This window comes from Halanaerobium kushneri (genome assembly GCF_900156285.1).
Lineage (GTDB): Bacteria > Bacillota > Halanaerobiia > Halanaerobiales > Halanaerobiaceae > Halanaerobium > Halanaerobium kushneri.
The window spans coordinates 83,638-103,849 of sequence record NZ_FTNC01000011.1; the positions used below are offsets into that span (position 1 = coordinate 83,638).

The window sequence follows — 20,212 nt, forward strand, 5'->3', positions numbered from 1 at the left end:
ATAATAATTACTTTAAGAATTTAAATCAAATCTATTAACTAATTGATTCAAATTAGCAGACATATCAGCTAGAGAATCAGCAAGTGAAGTAATTTCTTCTATTGACGCATTCTGTTCCTGACTTGCAGCAGCTACTTCTTCTGTATTGGCAGAAGTTTCTTCCGAAATACTTGCAATTTCCCCAACTTCCTGTACGATTTTTTCACTATAATTATCTACTTCCTCCACAATTTTGATTGAAGAAGCTATACCGGTGGAAGCATTTTTTATTTTACTTTCTATATCAGCAAAAGAGTCTTCAGCACTACTTACAACTCTTTCTCCATTTTGAATTTCTTCAATACCATCATCCATCCTCGAACTTGCTGTTTCAGTTTCAATTTTAACATCCTCTACCAGCTTTCTGATTTCACCTGCTGAATTTACTGATTCTTCGGCCAGTTCTCTAATCTCATCTGCAACTACTGAAAATCCACGTCCAGCCTCTCCTGCTCTTGCTGCCTCAATTGCCGCATTTAAAGCAAGTAAATTTGTCTGTTCGGCAATATTATTAATAATATTTAAAATCTCATCGATTTCATTCGAAATTGATTCTAAATTAGAGATACCAGAAGCAACTTCCTGGATAGCATTTCTAATCTTTGCCATCTGGCTGCTAACCTTATCCATTTCTGTTTTACCACCTGCAGCTGCTGTTTCCATATCTTCAGCCAGAGATTCAACTTCCTGATTCGACTGTTTTAATTTTTCAATATCATTTGCCAGAGTTTTAATTTGCTGATTAATATTATCAACACTGGCAGCCTGATCATCTGCACCAGAAGCAACATCATTTATTGATTGTGCTACTTGAGTAGAAACATCTCCAACTTCTGTTGATACTTCCTTTAAATAGCTGGAAGATTCTTCAACTTCATCTGAAGCCTGATTAATATTTAAAATTACCTGCTTAAACTCTTTAACCATATTATTAAAAGATTTACTCAATTTGCCTATCTCATCGTTTTTATCTGCACTTTTAGTTAATAATATTTTTTCACTTAAATTACCTGCAGCCAGTTCATCAAAAGCCACAATTAAACTATTTAGTGGTTTTAGCTGCCAGTTCAATAATAAATAGTTCGCAACAAATAAGACAATTACACCAATTAAAGCAATAATTAAAATTATATTTCTAACATTATTTACAGGACCATTAATTACTTCCTGAGGTACATCAATTCCCATGTAAATTCCATATTCTTCACTTATCTGATCAAAATAACGAGTTCTATTATCTCCTACTTTAACTGCAGATGTCTTTTGATTATTTATCTGTTCTGTAAACCAGGGATCTTCAATTTTAGTTCCCATTAATGATCTATCCAGATTACTTAAAATATATCCATCAGAATTGACCAGGCTAAAAGCAGAGACATTTTCCAGTGATTCCAGAGTATTACTATAAAACACATCAAGATTTGTGGCCATTACATAATAGCCAATCACTTCTTCTTCCCCATCTGCGTTTTCTTTTGTGATTTCAGATCCAAATAATACATGTGGTTTACCATTTATAATATGTACTTCTTCACTAGAAATATTTTTATACTGGTCTTCCGGTAATGTTTTCCCGGCATATTCATAAATATTATTCTCACCCTCTACCCGAGAATCAACTAAGACAATACCACTGGCAGTAGTGACATAAGAAAATTGAGTTTCTTTAAACATTCGGTTATTATCTCGGAGCAGAGAAGCTCTATTAGTAAAGGTACTCATCCAGCCACCACCAGCCAGATCAATTAGTTCTCCCTCTTCAACATAATAGTTACTCATATTAACTAAATTATAAACATCTTCAAAACTGGCAAAATAGTTTGTTCTCTCCTTGAGCCGATTTAATTTGCTTAATATTTCTTCTTGCTGATTATGTCTTATTACATCTATCCTCTGATCAATTTGATCTGACATAATATTCTGAGTATAACTATAAGTAAAAAATGATACCGCAGACATAACTATGATCACAATAATTGTTAAAATAATACTTATTTTCCACTTCAAATCCATATTTTTTAGCAACAGCAACATCCCCTATTTCTTTTATTTTTTTAAGTTTTAACCCTCTATAATAATACTTTGATTTAAAAAGTTAAAATCCTGCTTAATTAGAGAGATTTATTATAAAAATAATAGAAAAATACCAGAAGATAAAAAATCTTCTGGTATAGATAAATTATTTTTTTATAATTTTTCCGGCATATCCCTTGTAGCAACAATATTTGCTCCAGTGCCGAGTATATCCTCTATCAAAACATCTCCCATTTTTATTGGCGCTTCAACTTCCTTTTTTCCTATAATTTCCATAGCCTTAAACATCTTTTCTAAGGGAATCTGTTTTGTTGTCTTTACAGGACAGAGAGCTAAAGCTCCGTTCTTAACTCTTATAGTTGTCGGTAAAATTCGGGTTGGGGCTACTATCTCCTCTTCGGCATAACTCTGTCCCTGAGGACAGGCATTGCCTTTAATATCGATTATCTCATCACCTTCGTATTCAACTGTAACTTCACAACCTTTAGGACAGGCTACACAGGTGAGGGTTTTAGTTTCTATCATTTTATTCTCCCTCCTTTTCAATAATATCAACTTTAATCTCACTTAGATTATCTAAATCATCCAGTGTCTTTTGAGCAAGAGGTACACTTATCATCTCTCCCGGTTTAGCGAAAGGTTCAGAAAAAGAATATAATTTCTCTCCGTCAGCATATAAATTAATATCAACTGCTGTTAAAGGAGTTGATACCCTCATATAAAGCGGAATCCGCTTCCTATCTCCCGACTCAAGTTCAATTTTTTGAGGAATAACATAACTTACATTTTCCCCAGCTTTAACTTCAGCACATTTACCTGTTTTTTCGAAATTATCTTTGATATACTTGGCAGCATGAGCACCTGCAATTTGAGATTCTTCTGTTACCCAGTCTACTAAATCATGTACATGCAGCACATTTCCACAGGCAAAAATTCCTTCAATATTTGTTTCCCGACCTTCATTAACTATTGGTCCCCCTGTGCGGTCATCTAAAATCACATCCGCCTTTTTAGAAAGCTCATTTTCCGGAATTAGACCAACTGATAATAATAAGGTATCTGCCTTAATTGTTTTTGCAGTTTCTGGAATAGGTTTTAGATTTTCATCAACTTCAGAAATTTCAACTGCCTCCAGGCGGCCTTCTCCTTTAATTGCAGTTACTGTATGGTTTAACATCAGAGGAATATCATAATCTTCCAGACACTGAACAACATTTCTGGTTAGACCACCTGTATAGGGTAAAAGCTCACAGACTGCTTTAACATCAGCACCTTCCAACTTCATTCTCCGGGCCATTATTAAACCAATATCTCCTGAACCCAGAATTACTACTTCATCTCCCGGTACAAAACCTTCAATATTAGTATAGCGTTGAGCTGTTCCCGCAGTGATAACTCCAGCCGGTCTGGTACCCGGAATACCAATTGCTCCTGCAGTTCTCTCCCGACATCCCATTGCCAGCACTACAGCTTTAGCTTCTATTTCTAAAAAACCCTCTTTTTTATTCATGGCATAAACTTTTCTATCTTTTGTAACATCTAAAACCATTGTGTCTAATTTTACTTCAATATCTCTTTCCTCAATATCATTAATAAATCTCTGTGCGTATTCCGGTCCGGTAAGTTCTTCCTTAAAGTGATGAAGACCAAATCCATTATGAATACACTGGGGCAAAATTCCACCAAGTTCAAAATCTCTTTCTAAAATCATTACATCATTTATACCATCATCATAAGCTGTTTTAGCAGCAGCCAGTCCAGCCGGACCTCCACCAATTACGACTAAATCTTTTTTAACTTTAAGCATTATTCATCACCCTGCTTCCAAGTAATTCTTTAATTTTATATTCTAAAATTTGAGAATTTCCTTCTTCCTGTTTAACTTCAGTTGGATCAATACCGAGCTGCTCAGCCAGAATATCTACAACTCTTGGACCACAGAATCCACCCTGACATCTCCCGGCTCCAGCTCTGGTTCTGCGTTTAACAGCATTTACCGTTCTGGCTCCAACCGGACCGTTAATTGCATCCAAAATTTCTTTATAGGATACAGTTTCACAGCGGCAGATTATCTGACCATAATCTTTATTCTGATCTACCATTTTTGCTCTTTCTGTATTTGACATTTCATAAAATCTAACTGGTTCTTCTCTAGTTTCAATAAAATCTTTCTTTTCTGATAAAATTAAACCTTCATCTTTTAGAATATCCGCTGTATAACCTGCTATAGCGGTTGAAGAAGCAAGACCAGGGGATTGAATTCCAGCTACATTGACAAAACCTTTAACATTCTCTGCAGCTTCAATCACAAAATCTTCAGTGTCATCTGCCGCTCTTAAACCGGCAAAAACTCTAATTGTATCTCTTAAATCTAGTTCAGGATAAAGCTTTTTGGCTCCATTATAAACTTCTTTTAAGCCTTCTCTAGTTGTAGCAAGGTCAGTTTTACTTTCTACATTATGAGAAGTAGGCCCAATTAAAAGATTATTCTCAACTGTTGGAGTAACTACAATACCCTTACTGATTGGAGTTGGAACAGGAAAAACAACATGATTAACCTCAAAATCTTTAGCATGATCATATATATAATATTCTCCCTTGCGAGGAGTAATATTAATTTTTTCAATTCCTACCATTCTGGCAATCTCATCAGCATAAAGACCGGCCGCATTGACTACATAGTCAGCAGCAAAGTCTCCCTGATTGGTTTTTACACCAATTACTCTTCCTTCATCAACTAAAACATCTTCAACTGCGGTTTCTAATTTCACTTCTGCCCCATTGGCTACTGCATTCTGAGCCATAGCCAGTGCTGCCTCCCAGGGAGTTATTACACCTGCTGTGGGTGCCCAGAGAGCTTTAACAGCCTTTTTAGATATATTTGGTTCGTGCTCCAATAACCACTCACGATCAACAATCTCCATATTTTTAACATTATTTTTTAAACCCTTTTGATAGAGTTCATCAATAACACTTAAGTCATCATCTTCAAGTCCTACAACCAGTGAGCCAATCTCTTTATAAGGGATATTTAATTTTTTGGAAACCTCTCTAATTTCTTCATTTCCCTTAACATTTAAACGTCCTTTAAGTTTATCAGGATCAGCATTATAGCCTGCATGCATAATTGCAGTATTTGCCTTTGTAGTCCCTGTCGCTACATCCGCTTCTTTTTCCAGAAGCAAAATATCCAAATTATATCTGGCTAACTTCCAGGCTACAGCACAGCCAGAAATTCCGGCTCCAATTATTATTACATCATATTTTTTATTCAATGAATTTCCCCCCTAAAATATTATAAAATAATTTTATAGTCGTATATATACTTCTCTAATCATAATAAAATTTAAATATTAACTTCATTATCTATTCTTCAGACCAGTTTTTAGAACGCTCAACTGCTTTTTTCCAGCCTTTATATAATTTTTCTCTTCTCTCAGCAGCCATCTCAGATTTAAAATCTTTATTTTTCTTCCACTTTTCAATCAACTCTTCTTTATTTTCCCAGTATCCTACAGCCAGTCCCGCTAAATATGCTGCTCCTAAAGCAGTGGTTTCATTAATTTCGGGTCTTTCTACTTCTGAGCCAAGTATATCTGCCTGGAATTGCATTAAAAAATCATTCATTGCTGCACCACCATCTACTCTCATTTTTTTAAGTTCTATCCCCGAATCAGCTTCCATTGCTTCTAAAACATCTCTACTCTGATAGGCAATTGATTCCAGAGTAGCCCTAATGATGTGATCCTTAGAAGAGCCTCTTGTTAAACCGACAATTGTACCCCTGGCATACATATCCCAGTAGGGAGCTCCCAGTCCGGCGAAAGCTGGAACTACATATACCCCACCTGTATCATCAACCTTCCGAGCATGTTCTTCTGATTCTGGAGCAGAATTAATTAATTCCATCTCATCTCGAAGCCACTGAATTGCAGCTCCAGCAATAAATATTGAGCCTTCTAAAGCATAATTAACCTTGCCATCTACGCCATAAGCTATAGTTGTTAAAAGTCCATTTTCCGACTTCACAGCCTTTTCTCCAGTATTCATTAGCATAAAACAGCCAGTTCCATATGTATTTTTTGCCATTCCCTCTTCGTAGCAAACCTGACCAAAGGTAGCAGCCTGCTGATCGCCTGCAATACCTGCAATTGGAACATTTTGACCAAAAAAATGATAGTCAGCTGTTTCTCCGTAAACCTCACTTGATTGTTTTACTTCGGGCAGCATTGAGGCTGGAATTTCTAAAATGTCAAGCATCTCCTGATCCCATTCTAAATCAAATATATTATAAACCATTGTCCTGGAAGCATTGGTATAATCAGTTACATGTGTTTTACCACCTGTCAGCTTCCAGATTAACCAGCTGTCAATGGTTCCAAATCTTAATTCCCCATTTTTGGCTTTTTCTCTAGCACCCTCCACATTATCCAGCAACCATTTAATTTTTGTTCCAGAAAAATAAGCATCCACTACAAGACCAGTTTTACTTTTGATTGTTTCTTCTAAACCCTGTTCTTTAAGTTGATCACAGATTGCAGCAGTTCTTCTATCCTGCCAGACAATAGCATTATGAATAGGTTTGCCAGTTTCAGCATCCCAGACAACTGTGGTTTCTCTTTGATTGGTGATTCCAATCGCTGCAATTTGAGAAGGATTAATATCTTTTCTCCCCATTGCATCTGCCATTACAGCCAGAGTAGTACCCCAAATTTCATCTGGATCATGCTCAACCCAACCCGGCCTGGGAAAATGCTGAGTAAATTCTCTCTGTGAAGAAGTAACAATTTCTCCGTCATGATTAAAAACTATTGCCCGGGAACTTGTGGTACCCTGATCAATTGCTAAAATATAATCTTCCATTTTTATATTCCCCCATTTATTTTTATTTAATACCTTAAAAGATAAATGAATATTTAAACTCTTATAATCAATTTCTAGATTCTAATTCATTTTTCCTTTTAAAATACAAAAAACCTTATTGAAATTTAGATAAAATTGGGTAAACTACCCCCTCTAAATCTCAATAAGGTTTTCTCTTCGGCTCAACCTCTTTTTTTATTTAACTTTAAACAAAGTATAGCATTAAAAATAATTATTGTCAAACACTTTACAAAGTTTAATTAATAAACAAATTATAAAAAGGAAATCTCTTAACTAGAAATTCCCCTTTTATATTTATTAGACTAAATATTTGATCTAAAAAGATTTATTTTTTCAATAACTTTATTTTTTACGCCTTCCCGAGCTGCTCCCATAATTTTTGTACATTCAATTTCATCAGGGTTTTCTTCCCAGACACCCTTAATTCCCTGATTAAATGCAACCTTTAATTCAGTACCAACATTCACTTTAGAAATCCCAATATCTATTGCTTTTTTGACACTTGCTTCTGGCACACCAGAACCTCCATGTAAGACTAATGGTACATCAACCTTTTCTCTAATTGCCTCCAGCCTCTCAAAATCTAATTTGGGTTCTCCATCATAAAAACCATGTGCTGTACCTACTGCTACTGCAAGTACTGCGACTCCTGTTTCTTCAACAAATCTTTTGGCTTCTTCCGGATCAGTTAGTGCACTTTCTGTTGACTCTTTTCCATCTTCAATCCCCTGCAGTTTACCTAATTCTGCTTCTGCGTATATTCCATATTCTGCTGCTTTTTCAACCACTTTTCTGGTATTTGCTATATTTTCTTCAATTGGTAAATGAGAACCATCATACATTACTGATGAAAAACCGGCCTCAATGCACCTAAAAACTATCTCTAAATTATCTCCATGATCTAAATGTAAACAAAGTGGTACTGAACAATTTTTTTCTGCTGCTTTTACTGTATTAATTAAATAATCTATTCCATAATATTTGAGAGGGCGCTCTGTAATTGCAATAATTACAGGTGACTGTGTTTCTTCGGCTGCCTCTACCACTCCCTGAACATATTCCATATTATGTACATTAAAATTACCGACCGCAAAACCATTTTCTGTTTCTGCTAAAATTTCCTTTAGATTTATCACTTATACCTCTCCTATTGCAAAATTATTTTAAAATATTAATATTTAACGAAATTAAGAAAATTTAAGTTCAATATTTATCGTATTTTAATTTATAAAATATATAATTATAAAAATATTATTCATTTAAAAATAATCCCGGATAACCTCTTAAAAATTCAATCATTTCATTTCTTTTAGGCGGTCTTCCATTTCTAATATAATACCCTGCTGTTACACTTGCAACTGCAAGTTGAATTTCTCTATCAGCTGAAAGTAAAAGCCCCAGTATATATCCTCCATTAAAAGTATCTCCTGATCCAGTTGTTAACAAAGGTTTTTGACAGTAAGGTTGTTTTAATTTTTTTACACCGTCAGCCGCTGCACTTACCGCAAAACTGTTCGTATGCAGCACAAAATTAGATATTCCCATCTCAGCTCTTATTGCAGCTGCCATCATTTTATAACTTTGATTATCATTATTATTTTTTATAGCCAGGGCTTTAGCTGTATCTAGAGCTTCAGTCCTATTTAAACTTACCGTAATTTTAAAATATTTTTCAAGTTCAGATAAACTTTTAGCAAACATTCTCAAGTCACTATCACTTCTTTTTTTAACGTTACCAAAATCCATAAACAAATGTCTTTTTTTTCTACTAATTTCAGGAAGTATTTCTTCTTTTATGCCTTTAATTATTTTATTATAATAGGGCATATTAGCCCAATAACCAAAAGCAATAAGATCTGATCTCTCAAATAATTTTATCAATTTGTCTAATCCTACTTTATATTTTATTTGAGTCCAATCCAGATTTCTCACATTTTCATTATTAGGAAACATTAATTTTCCATCATTAAATTCAAAAATCTGGGCACTGCAGGGTTCACCTAAATTTATAATCTCTGATTTTTTTATTATATCCTTAAAAATTTCTTCACCTTCAAAAAAGGCCATCAAGGTTGGTTTTAAATTAAACACTGTTAAAACTCGAGCCGTGTTAGCATTAAACCCCCCTGCTCTTTTATCTTTCCTCAATATTTCTGTGCTCAATCCTCCCCCGGCTGACTCTTTTATCCTCTCATTTAAAGTCAACATTGACTTCATTAATTTATAGTCTTTAACTGAGTTTCTTTCTTCAACCAGAGACCATACATTATCTACAAAACCATCAAAACCAAAGAGTATTTTTGCTTCAAATTCTTTCTCTTCGATATCTTTTAGTCTCTTTAATGTTTTTTGACTTATTTTTTTAATCTCATTAAAAGACAATATTACACCTCCAGAATGCCAAATGATATTAATTACTTTTAAACTAAAATTTAATTCGAGCTCTAAATTATAACTTCAGTATTTTCACCATTTATAGCTGGCTTGGCACCTTTTTGAATTAGATCTTTTTTATCAGAATGAACTAAAAGCCACTTATTTTTTGCAAAAAGATATGGATCATCATGTCCCTGATAAGCTAACGGCTGGTTAGTTCCATCAAGCAGTATTACCGCACATTTAAAACCTTCTTCTTCAGTCCGACAGGGAGCAAAATGAAGACTGGTACCATAAAGTTCTATAACATTTCCTTCTTTTAAATAAAAAGCCTCTATATTTCTAGAATTATAACCGTTTGCTTTAATATCTTTTTTCTCTCCTAAAAGCAATATCAAATCTGTAACTGCGATATTAATTTCTGAGCCATTGTGATATTCAAGACCATTAAGATAAGAATTTTTACCATTACAATAACCTATCTCAATTGACATTTCTCCATAATAATCTCTCTCTATTTCTTTTTTTATTTCTGAATCACTAAAATATTCTAAATCTGCCTGATATATATTTCCTTTTTCCGGAATTTTAGTTTCAGAACTTAAATAATTTTTTATTTTTTCAAATCTTTGATCAACTATTTTCCTACCATATTTTTGAAATGACTCTGATTCTATGGTTTTAATCTCTAAAGCTGGATTTAGCATTTTTAATCTTTTTAAATTTTTTTGACCGCTCATGAAATTTCTGCTGCCTCCTTAAACAGTTTCTTATACTTTGACTCTTTTCTATAAAACACCGGTGGTTGACCCAGTGGGGCTTTAACTTTAATTTCTCCACCACTGTATTCTTTTCCATTCCAAAAGTGAATCCAATTATCTTCCGGAAGGTAGAGACTCCATTCCTTTTTGTTTTTTTCATATACTGGAGCCACCATAAGATCACGGCCAAGTAAATATTGATATTTTAAATCATAGACTCTTTTGTCTTCTTCGTAGTGTAAAAATAAAGGTCTCTGTACGGGAATTCCTCTTTCTGCATTTTCTTTAACCGCATCCTTTATATATTTTTTAAGTTTAGTATAGACATCAGTCATTTTACTTAGATGCTCTATAGCCTCTCTATCATTATAAAACTGAAAATTATCATCTGGTCTATTACCCTCATGGGTTCTCATTACTGGAGTAAAGGCTGCCATTTCTGCCCAGCGCATAAATAATTCTTTACTCCTTATATTACCGTGCAGACTTGTATAGCCACCTATATCACTGTGATGTAAACCACAGCCGGTCATCCCCATTGAAAGGGCTGCCGGAATAACTGAGGCCAGACCATCGTCCAGACTCCAGTTAACACTCTGATCTCCTGCCCACATTAAAGTACAGTATTTCTGATTTCCTGTAAATCCTGCTCTCATAAAATATAAAACTTCCTCTAATTTCCCTGCCTCTTTAACTGCTTCATAATTCAATCTGGCCCAAATTGCAGGCCAGGCATTATGCATAATTTCAGCACTTTTACTATTATTCAAAACACAGTCGGTTGGCAGATATTCACCAAAATCAGCCATCCAGCCAGCAAGACCAAAATCAATTAAATTTTCTTTGATTACTTCTTTATACCAATTAAAAGCTTCAGGATTTGTAAAATCAACTACCCCACAGTAAAATTCACCGAAATCAACTAAATAAATCTCACCTTCACTGTCATAAGCAAGATAATCATGCTCTACTGCCTGTTGATAAAGACTTTTACCTTCCAGAACATAAGGATTAATATACCCCATAAAACGAATATCTTCTTCTTTGAGTTCTTTTATTTTTTGATCAAGTTCTGGATATAATTCTTGATTCCATTCCCAGTTCCAGCTCAGTCTTTTACCAAAACTAGTATGTTTTACACCTTGCCAGTCCTGGCACCATAAGGCAGAAAGTTTAAGCCCTTTCTCCTTTAGCTCATCTTTTTTATCAAAAACAAATTTTGTTCCTCCCTGTATACCTAAAATTAGGCCATTATATACCCAGTCAGGAAGTTCTGGCTGTCTACCTAAAAAAGCAGTCAGTTTTTCTATTATCTCAAGATAATTCTCTCCTGTTTCAAAAAGAAGATATTCTGGTATCTCCCAGACTTCAAGTTCATGAAACCCTTCGTTTTTAAAGTTAAAATCAAGGTAAGCAGTACTCTCCAGATGACAGTAATACTTCTCAGTTGAAATAAAAGTAGGCTGAGGATAATTGGTAGTATAATAATCCCCTCCTGCTTTATCTTTAACATCAGCCTGCCAGGTTGTATATGTGTTTTTATTTCTACCTACACCAGGTTCTGAAGTCCAGAGCGGAAAGTTTTTCCCTCTCAAGTTAAAATAAGATAACTGTTCCCCACAACCATATATCTTTTCTTCTTTTTTAGCATTAACTCTCAGCCAGATTCGGTTGGCATTTATATTATTTTCAAGAAATTCTATTTTTAGCTGTCCTTCTGAATGTCCAACCTTTAATTTGAGGCTGAACTTTTCTTCAGGACATTTTTTCAACTTGATTAAATAATCGTTATCTTCTTTTGCAATTACAAAATATTTTAATGGTATTCGGCTTTCTAAATAATTTTCTATATCAAAATTACCTCTATACATATTGTATTCTGCTTCTCCCTGCCCAATAAATATAAAAGGAGATTTATCTGAATGCTTAATTAAAGTTCTTCCATTAAATTCTATTTTAAACTCATTTTCTTTTTCAAATAAATTTAGCATAAAAGTTTTCCTCCAAACCTATAATGAAAATAGTAAATGCTAATATATACTACATTATTTTCAGCAATTTTTTGATTAATCAATTCCTCCTACAGCAAGTCCGGAAATAATATACTTTTGTAAAATCAAGGCAAAAATGAAAATTGGAATTAAGATTAAGCTCCCAGCTGCTGTCATAGAACCCCATTTAGGTCCAAACTGACCAATAAAACCACTAACAACTATTGGAGCGGTTTTTAGTTCAGAACCTGCTAAAATCAGAGCATAAAGAAAATCATTCCAGGAAAAGAGAAAACTAAAGGTCGCTGAGACTACAAGACCAGGAGCCACCAGTGGAACAAATATTTTATAAAATGCTCCAAAGCGAGAACAGCCATCGATTAATGCAGCTTCTTCGTAAGCTTTTGGTATTCCCTGAAAAAAAGGTAGAGTCATCCAGATTACATAAGGCATAATAAAACTAACATGGGCCAGTATTAAACCGAAATATGTATCAAGTAAGGCCACCTTTCTCATTAATAAAAATAAGGGTACGGAAAGAGTGATTGGAGGTATCATTCTGCTGGCTAAAATTGCCAGTCCTATTTTCTGATCACCTTTAAAATTAAATCTCGCAAAACTGTAAGAAGCCATAACTCCAAAGACAACTGAGATAGTTGTAGTTACGAGAGCTATAATCATACTATGTTTCAAATTATTTAAAAAAGTTCGATCAATCAAGACTTCCTTATAATTATCTAAAGTTGGCATAAAAGCCGAAAATGGATTTGCATTAAAAATATCGATTTGTGATTTAAAACTGGTTAAAAACACTAAAATAATCGGAAACAATTCTATCAATAATAATATTAAAACTGAAATATAAAAAATAGCTTTTTTATTCAATTTCCACTTACTTACATCTTTATTTAGCAATTATATCACCCCACTTTAAAATTCAAATTGTGTTTTAACCAGATAAATTGAAAATGCGAGTGCAATGGCAACTAATACATAAGAGGCTGCCGCTGAATATCCCATTTCATAAAAATCAAAGGCATTTTTATAAATAAATATTGACATAATACTTGTAGCATCACCAGGCCCCCCATTTGTCATAACATAGATCTCAGAAAACGCCTTTAAAGCATTCACAATTCTTAAGATAACAGCTATAACTATTGAAGGCTTAAGCATCGGTAAAGTCACATGTCTAAATACCTGCCATTTAGTAGCTCCAGAAATAGCAGCAGCTTCATATGGAGATTCAGGTAAGGAGCTCAGACTGGCATATAATATCATAAACATAAAAGGCCACATCCGCCAGACATCCTGAATAATAATTGCTACAAAAGCAAAGGTAGACTTACTTAGAAATGGTACTGGATTAAAACCAAATAATCCAATTAACCAGTTAATTGCTCCGTATTGTGGATCATACATAAATCTAAATGTTAAGCCAGATACTACGGGTAATATAAAAACAGGCAATAATAATAGAGCCCTAACAACATGTTCACCAGCAAAATTATGATTTAAAAGCATTGCCACTCCAAGTCCAATTAATAATTCCAAAAATACACTAATTGCAACAAATAAAACTTGAAGTCTAACTGAATGCCAGAAGGCACCATTGCCAAATAATTTTATAAAATTATCCAGAAAGACAAATTCAGCCCCTCCAGACTGCGTCATATTCCAGTTGAAAAATGATAAAACAAATGAATAGACTAAAGGAAAAAATAGAATTCCGCCAAGTATTATTAATGCAGGAGCCAGAAATGCATAAGGAATAATATCATCCTTTTTTTCAAGGAAGCCCCATTTAATGAGGCTCCCTTCAATAGTATTTTTTAACTTCTTAATCATTCTTATATTCCTCAATTATATTTTCTATCTCTGATTTCATTTCTGTCATAGCTTTTCTGGGCTCCATTTCATTATTTATTACTTTGGCGAAATATAATTGAACTTTATCAGATACTTTCATATATTCAGGGAATCTCGGTCTGTGAACTGCCGCTTTATCTAAATTAGCAAGTACTGATTTATACCAGGGGTGATCTTTCTGAAGCATAGGATCTGTTAATAGGTCTTTACGAATTGGACTCATACCAGCTTCAACCAATTCTTTTCCAGATTCATAACTTCCCCACCAATAGGCAAATTCAGCAGCTGCCTGTTTATTTTCTGAAACTTTAGGCATTGTTAAAGACCAAACACCAGTAATTGCAGCTCTTCCACCTGGACCTTCAGGATTTAATGGATAACCAAGTTTGCCAGCAACTCTTGATTCCTTTGGATTTTCATGTCCAGCTATAATAGCAGGCCACTGAAGTGTAGCAAATACATTACCGGCATTTACATTTTGAATAGTCTCCGGATGACCCATACTTAATTTAGAAGGAGGTCCAAATTCTAATATTTTCTTATAATAATCAAGAGCAGCAACAGCCTTATCAACATCGAGAACTACATTTAGATTTTGATCTAAGATATCAACTCCAAAGCTTTTAAAAAGCCACATTGCTTCAACCGTAGCTCCTTCAGATTTTACAGTAAATGGTGCATATCCATACATCATTTCATCGGGATTATAAAAGAATTCTGCCATATCATTTAACTGCTCTAATGTATCAGGAGCCTGTAATTCATATCCATACTCATCTTTAAATGCTTTTTGGTTTTCTTTATTTTCAACTAGATCTTTTCTATAAATCATAATATATGCATTAGCATTTATAGGAAGACCTTTAATGCTATTATTCCAGGCTGCAGCAGTAACAGCTCCTTCGGGGATTTCTGATAATTGAATTTTTCCATCCATAACTTTTGGAGCTGGCCAATCTTTGTAATCAAGGAAATACTCAGCAAACTGAGGAACATATGGCTCATCAACTGCAACTAAATCATATTTACCAGTCTCAGTTGTAACATTCATTGCCATTTTTTGAGTTAGTGACTGAGTTGGAAGATCATCAATTACTACATCAATACCTGTCATTTCTTCAAATTCTGATACTCTTTCTTTAACAGCTTTTGTATGTGCATCTCGCCAAACTAAAACATTAATCTTTGTTCCTTCATAGGGTTTATCTTGAGCAGAAACTGACCCAAATACTAAAAACATACTACCTAAAATCATAAGTAATGTTAATGAAAAAATAATTGACTTTCTGAATAACATTTAACTTCCCCCTTTAATTTTTTATATCGAAAAAACAAACTTATTTTATTATCACCTCCAATAATTGTAATTAAAATAAAGCAAACTATTCAATAACTTTCCACTTTTTAATATCAGCAAATATTTTAAAGGCTTCAGTATAATCACCATAAACAACTGATATGTGATGTGCAACTCCATTATTTACAACTGTATCTAAAACTTCGTTAATATTCTTTTCAAAACGTCCTTTGAAATATGTTCCTTTGAGATCTTTTTCCATTGGTATTCCTTCACCTTTTTGCAGAAAGACTCTATACTCTCCCTGGGCTGAATCAAATCGTAATACAGAAAATTGATCACTCTTCATCACAAAGTCCGCTGTTACTCCTCTCCCTCCAGCAAAATAGCTATCTAAAGAGATATTACAACTGCCATCCCATAAATTACAGGGAGCAACTCCACAATGCCATAAGAGAGCGTAATTTTCTTCTAGATCCACCTGAGATAAATCAGCCAAGAATGGTGTTTCTGCACCAACTGCTTGATGTGCCAGCATTGACATAGTTCCTTCAACATCACCTTCACAACCTAAAATATAATCTTCGGATTGTAATAATGACATTGCTGCACAGGGCGAAATTCCAAAATTATCAGCAAATTCGGGCCAGCATCTAATTGCTAAAGCAGATAGTCCCTTACTATCAACAAAATTCTGAATTTTAGCACTTAAACTTGCTACTTTATCTAACTGCTCAGTTGAAATATCACTTACATCAAAAACTTCTTTTAATTGTTCACGCCTGGCTGCTATATCTTTATCTGATACATCAAATTCCCATAGCTCTTTTAACTCATAATGGTCTATTAAAGCACCAGTTTCTTCAAAGGCTCTCAATTCATCAAAAGATAAATTAAAAAATCCTTTAGCTCTGTAACCTATAATACCTATTTTAGCATTTTCAAGGGCAGATTTGATTCTAATGGCATCTATCCAATTTTCATCAACCTGATCACCTATATTAGCATAATATTCTCTATTACCTGACTTATAAAGATTAGATGAATTCAGGTTAACACCACAAACTGAATTTAAGCGAATTTTACCGCCATTATAAGGAAGCTCATTTAATCCCCAGAGTAAAATTGGTTTATCCACAACTTTATCTAACTCCAGCACCAAATGACCTAAATGAAAAGTACCGCTGATAACTATTAGCCCATCAACATTTTGACTGCTAATTCTTTTGGCAGCTGTCTGTGCTTCTTCTACTTCAATTACTAAATCTTCGATTATTGTATAATTAACTTTTTCAATTTTTTTTAAATCATTTTTTATATTTTCATAGATTCTTTCGGCTGCCTGATAGTCAAATGTTTTTCGTCCTAGACAAACCACACCTAAATTAATTTCTTTCTTCATAGTTTTATCTCTCCCACTTAATTGAAATATTCTAAATTGATAAAAAATTAAAAACAACCCATAACAAAGTAAAGCTCATTATATTTGTTAAATTTACAATACTGGCAGATAATTTTAAATTCAAATTATTTTCCAGAGAATAAGGTATCACTGCCATTCCAGTTGGCATTATTAGTGAAATTAAAATTACAGCTCTATATAATTTTTCAAATGGTAAAATATAATATAATGATATTCCTATCAACAGGCCAAAGATATATTTAAAAGATATAACCCTAAAAATTCCTTTAATTTCTGATCTTTCTAGAGAAAAATCAAGATAGAGACCAAGTATCATTAAAACTAACGGACCATTGATAGTGGCAAACTTTTCGAGTATTGAATAAATAATTGTATTAGAAATATTAATATTTGTTAAACTTAAAATAAGTGCTAAAAAATAACTCATTAAAGGAATGAATCTTATAAGTTTTTTGAATATTGTTTTGATAGAATATTCAGCTTTCTGTTCATTATAAAAGCTGGCAACTATATAAGTCAGACCAAAAATAATAACTGCATTTCCCATATCAAAAAAAGCAATATATTGTAGCCCCTGGGTTCCCCAAATATTTTCTACAAACGGATAGGCAAATAAACCTATATTAAAACCCAGTAAAGATATGACTAAGCTTCCCTTATTATATCTTGGTAACTTTATAAAAATTTTTCTTGCTAAAAGCCATGATATCAGGCCATAAAGAATACAAATCAGAGGTAAAAATATTAAATTAACACTTAAATCGATATTCGAAAACACAGTAATTATCAATGAAGGTAAAGTAATATTCATTACAATTTTAACTAATGTATTTCCATCTGTTTGATCTATAATACTCACTTTTTTAAATAAATATGTTATTAAAATAATTGAAAGCGATATTAAAAAAGTAAAATTAATTTGACTCATTTTAGTTTCTATTTTCTATAACTTTAATAGTAGCAGAAAAATCCTCACCAGCATAACCTAAATCCATCGCCTCATCATAAACATTTTTTACTAAGTCAATACCAGGTAAATGAAGTGACATATTTTCTTTTATTGTTTTTGCTATTCCAACATCTTTATTCATGTTTTCAACAGAAAAAGCTGTAGTAAAATCTCTTTCCTTTATACTTTGAGCTTTAGCATCTAAATAAAAATTTTGTCCTCCACCATAAGAAATAGCTTTAGTGAAATCATCAATATTGATTTCAGCCTTTTCTGCCATAGTTAACATTTCATTAACTCCATTTTGTATCTGACCAACCAACATATTATGACAGATCTTCATTACCAGACCTGATCCATTATCACCTAAATATATTATATTTTCTCCCATAGTTAATAATATTTCTTTAACTTTTTCAAAAATTTCTTTTTTACCACCAAAATATATACCCAGTGTACCACTAACAGCCGCTGATTTACTTTTCACAACTGGGGAATCCACCATATAAGCTCCTCTTGCTTTTACTTTTTCTGCAAGTTCTTTGGAAACTGAGGGTTTAATAGTACTCATATCAATCCATAGTTTAGCTTCTGTTAATTCATCTTTAATATCTTCGTAAACAGCTTTTACATGCTCACTTTTAGGAACCATTGAAATAATAATATCTGATTTAGCAGCAACTTCACTGTTAGATTTAGCCGCTTTAGCACCTAGCTCAACCATCTGCTCAACTTTTTTCTCAACAATGTCATAGACAATTACATCTTCATCTCTTTTTTTTATTAAATTTTCACACATTGACTCACCCATAATGCCAAGTCCAATAAAACCAATTGTTTTCATTAATTATCACTCCCATCTGATATTTAATTAACTCTTTTAATTAAAACCTTAAAAAAAATAATTTTTAATATTAATTGCTGTCATAATGGTCTTTTTTATAAATATTATTTAGTTAACTCTTTTAATTAACTCACATTTGTCATTATAATACACCAAAAACAGTTTGTCAACATAAAAATCAGATAATTTTAAATCTTTTAAATTGTGCCGCCTGATTTATAAAAAAATTCATCTATTGCAATTGAAATACCACTGATATAGTTTTCTTTTAAATGACTTTTAATTATTAAATTATTCCTATTAATTTTTGGAATAATATTTTTTAATTCTTCTTTTATCTGATTTGTAAAGATATCATAACTAAAGGCTTTACCATGGAGAATAACTTTTGAGGGATCATAAATCGAAATAACATTACTAATACCCAGGGCAATAAAAAAGGAGACTCTATTCATTGTTTCTATTATTTTATCCCGAGATTTATCATATTTTTTTATTAGATTTTCAAAATCAATTGTACTTTCATGATAATCAATTTTTTCTTCAATCTTTAAATCTTCAAAAATAGCATTTTTAGAAATAATACTTTCCAGACAACCGTTTTTTCCACATCTACATTTTTTACCTTCATAATCTAATATCATATGTCCAATCTCACCAGCATTATTATGGCTTCCATAATAAATACGATTATTAATTATCAAAGAAGATCCAATTCCTGGTCCGTATTTAATAAATAAGATATTATCTCCTTTAACTTCAGTGTTGTTATTAATTTCAGCAAGAGAAAGAGCTCTTACATTATTATCAACAATTATTTTAGTTTGAAAAATTTCATTAAATATTTTTTTGATATTGACATCATAATCCCAGATACCATATGCCTGATGACTAATTCCAGTAATAGGATCAACAATACCAACTATGCCTATTCCTATCCCGATTATATTCTCTTTAGATAAATCATTATGAAATAAAAGTTCCATAGTTTTTTTGGCAATAAAATTCAAAAATTCTTTCGCCTGAATATCGGTATTGGTTTCAATCTCGATTTTCTTTTCGATAACTCCATTTAAATCTGATATGGCAATTTTAGTACAATTAATACCAATATCAATACCAACTACTTTTTTTATTTTATAATTTATATCTAAATGTATTTCTCTCCGGCCAGATTTTTTTATTTCATTTTCTACTTCGCCCTTCTCCTGAACTACTTTTTCTTCTATTAATTCTTTAATTAAATTGCTAACAGCAGCAGGAGTTAAACCAATTTCTTCAGAAATATCTTTTCTAGACAAAGGCCCACTTGAATTAAGCAATTTAAGTATTGAACTTCGATTATTAATTTTAACTTTTGACATATTTATTCCAGACAATAATATCCTCCCCTTATAATAAAATAATTTTATATTTAAATAAAAGAAGATCCTAATTAATTAGGATCCTGTTAGAATTAAAGATAATTAAACCTTTTAATTAAATATTATAATTTAATATAACATAATTAAGTAAATATGTAAAACAAATCTCAAATAAAATTTTCTAAGTTAATAGATTTAATATTTTGACTATTATAAATAAAAAAAGGACCGGCAGCGACCTACTCTCCCACATCGTTACCAATGCAGTACCATAGGCGCTGGAGGACTTAACTTTTGTGTTCGAGATGGGAACAAGTGTTGCCCCTCCGCTATTACCACCGGAAATCGTTATTTACATGTGATTCTGCTCTCTTCTAAAGC

At 32.8% G+C, this 20,212-nt stretch carries 16 protein-coding genes and 1 rRNA gene; all 17 read right to left on the reverse strand.

Going from position 1 to position 20,212, the window contains the following annotated elements; all coding sequences use genetic code 11:
- Window positions 1–12 precede the first annotated feature (12 nt).
- Window positions 13–2,064, reverse strand: coding sequence for a methyl-accepting chemotaxis protein (locus BW929_RS09025; RefSeq protein ID WP_076545142.1), 2,052 nt, complete (start codon window positions 2,062–2,064; stop codon window positions 13–15).
- 162 nt (window positions 2,065–2,226) lie between these two features.
- Complete coding sequence (locus BW929_RS09030) at window positions 2,227–2,598, reverse strand: DUF1667 domain-containing protein (protein WP_076545143.1); 372 nt, start codon at window positions 2,596–2,598, stop codon at window positions 2,227–2,229.
- Window position 2,599: 1 nt separating this feature from the next.
- A complete protein-coding gene (locus tag BW929_RS09035) occupies window positions 2,600–3,880 on the reverse strand; it encodes an NAD(P)/FAD-dependent oxidoreductase (protein WP_076545145.1) in 1,281 nt (426 codons plus the stop codon).
- Entirely contained in the window at window positions 3,873–5,348 is a 1,476-nt protein-coding gene (locus BW929_RS09040) for an NAD(P)/FAD-dependent oxidoreductase (RefSeq protein WP_076545146.1), read from the reverse strand. The genes BW929_RS09035 and BW929_RS09040 overlap by 8 nt, the downstream gene beginning before the upstream one ends.
- A gap of 91 nt (window positions 5,349–5,439) precedes the next feature.
- Window positions 5,440–6,936, reverse strand: a complete 1,497-nt coding sequence (gene glpK, locus BW929_RS09045) for a glycerol kinase GlpK (protein WP_076545148.1) — start codon at window positions 6,934–6,936, stop codon at window positions 5,440–5,442.
- A 323-nt stretch (window positions 6,937–7,259) separates the two neighbouring features.
- Complete coding sequence (locus BW929_RS09050; protein ID WP_076545149.1) at window positions 7,260–8,093, reverse strand: class II fructose-bisphosphate aldolase; 834 nt, start codon at window positions 8,091–8,093, stop codon at window positions 7,260–7,262.
- A 115-nt stretch (window positions 8,094–8,208) separates the two neighbouring features.
- Window positions 8,209–9,339 (reverse strand): carbohydrate kinase family protein, encoded by a 1,131-nt coding sequence (locus tag BW929_RS09055; protein ID WP_076545151.1) that lies wholly within the window; start codon window positions 9,337–9,339, stop codon window positions 8,209–8,211.
- Window positions 9,340–9,401: 62 nt separating this feature from the next.
- Complete coding sequence (locus BW929_RS09060; protein ID WP_076545152.1) at window positions 9,402–10,073, reverse strand: DUF4867 family protein; 672 nt, start codon at window positions 10,071–10,073, stop codon at window positions 9,402–9,404.
- Entirely contained in the window at window positions 10,070–12,085 is a 2,016-nt protein-coding gene (locus tag BW929_RS09065; RefSeq protein WP_076545154.1) for an alpha-glucosidase, read from the reverse strand. Before BW929_RS09065 ends, BW929_RS09060 begins: the two co-directional genes overlap by 4 nt.
- A 75-nt stretch (window positions 12,086–12,160) precedes the next feature.
- Window positions 12,161–13,000, reverse strand: a complete 840-nt coding sequence (locus tag BW929_RS09070; protein ID WP_084566152.1) for a carbohydrate ABC transporter permease — start codon at window positions 12,998–13,000, stop codon at window positions 12,161–12,163.
- A gap of 15 nt (window positions 13,001–13,015) precedes the next feature.
- Window positions 13,016–13,933: a carbohydrate ABC transporter permease gene (locus BW929_RS09075; protein ID WP_084566153.1), complete on the reverse strand. Its 918-nt coding sequence runs from the start codon at window positions 13,931–13,933 to the stop codon at window positions 13,016–13,018.
- Window positions 13,926–15,251: an extracellular solute-binding protein gene (locus BW929_RS09080; protein WP_199505834.1), complete on the reverse strand. Its 1,326-nt coding sequence runs from the start codon at window positions 15,249–15,251 to the stop codon at window positions 13,926–13,928. The genes BW929_RS09075 and BW929_RS09080 overlap by 8 nt, the downstream gene beginning before the upstream one ends.
- 85 nt (window positions 15,252–15,336) lie before the next feature.
- A complete protein-coding gene (locus BW929_RS09085; RefSeq protein WP_076545155.1) occupies window positions 15,337–16,653 on the reverse strand; it encodes an L-fucose/L-arabinose isomerase family protein in 1,317 nt (438 codons plus the stop codon).
- A 31-nt stretch (window positions 16,654–16,684) separates the two neighbouring features.
- Window positions 16,685–17,602 (reverse strand): AEC family transporter, encoded by a 918-nt coding sequence (locus BW929_RS09090; protein ID WP_076545157.1) that lies wholly within the window; start codon window positions 17,600–17,602, stop codon window positions 16,685–16,687.
- A gap of 1 nt (window position 17,603) precedes the next feature.
- A complete protein-coding gene (locus tag BW929_RS09095; RefSeq protein ID WP_076545158.1) occupies window positions 17,604–18,467 on the reverse strand; it encodes an NAD(P)-dependent oxidoreductase in 864 nt (287 codons plus the stop codon).
- A 197-nt stretch (window positions 18,468–18,664) separates the two neighbouring features.
- Window positions 18,665–19,846 carry an ROK family transcriptional regulator gene (locus tag BW929_RS09100; RefSeq protein ID WP_076545160.1) on the reverse strand — a complete coding sequence of 394 codons (1,182 nt, stop codon included), beginning with the start codon at window positions 19,844–19,846 and terminating at the stop codon, window positions 18,665–18,667.
- A gap of 211 nt (window positions 19,847–20,057) precedes the next feature.
- Window positions 20,058–20,174: ribosomal RNA gene (rrf, locus tag BW929_RS09105) — 5S ribosomal RNA — on the reverse strand.
- Window positions 20,175–20,212: the final 38 nt, after the last annotated feature.

Bases quoted from the DNA above. Each gene is read 5' to 3' on its own strand.
- BW929_RS09030 (WP_076545143.1), bottom strand. From the start codon at position 2,598: ATGATAGAAACTAAAACCCTCACCTGTGTAGCCTGTCCTAAAGGTTGT.
- BW929_RS09035 (WP_076545145.1), bottom strand. From the start codon at position 3,880: ATGCTTAAAGTTAAAAAAGATTTAGTCGTAATTGGTGGAGGTCCGGCT.
- glpK (WP_076545148.1), bottom strand. From the start codon at position 6,936: ATGGAAGATTATATTTTAGCAATTGATCAGGGTACCACAAGTTCCCGG.
- BW929_RS09060 (WP_076545152.1), bottom strand. From the start codon at position 10,073: ATGAGCGGTCAAAAAAATTTAAAAAGATTAAAAATGCTAAATCCAGCT.
- BW929_RS09065 (WP_076545154.1), bottom strand. From the start codon at position 12,085: ATGCTAAATTTATTTGAAAAAGAAAATGAGTTTAAAATAGAATTTAAT.
- BW929_RS09075 (WP_084566153.1), bottom strand. From the start codon at position 13,933: ATGATTAAGAAGTTAAAAAATACTATTGAAGGGAGCCTCATTAAATGG.
- BW929_RS09080 (WP_199505834.1), bottom strand. From the start codon at position 15,251: ATGTTATTCAGAAAGTCAATTATTTTTTCATTAACATTACTTATGATT.
- BW929_RS09085 (WP_076545155.1), bottom strand. From the start codon at position 16,653: ATGAAGAAAGAAATTAATTTAGGTGTGGTTTGTCTAGGACGAAAAACA.
- BW929_RS09090 (WP_076545157.1), bottom strand. From the start codon at position 17,602: ATGAGTCAAATTAATTTTACTTTTTTAATATCGCTTTCAATTATTTTA.
- BW929_RS09095 (WP_076545158.1), bottom strand. From the start codon at position 18,467: ATGAAAACAATTGGTTTTATTGGACTTGGCATTATGGGTGAGTCAATG.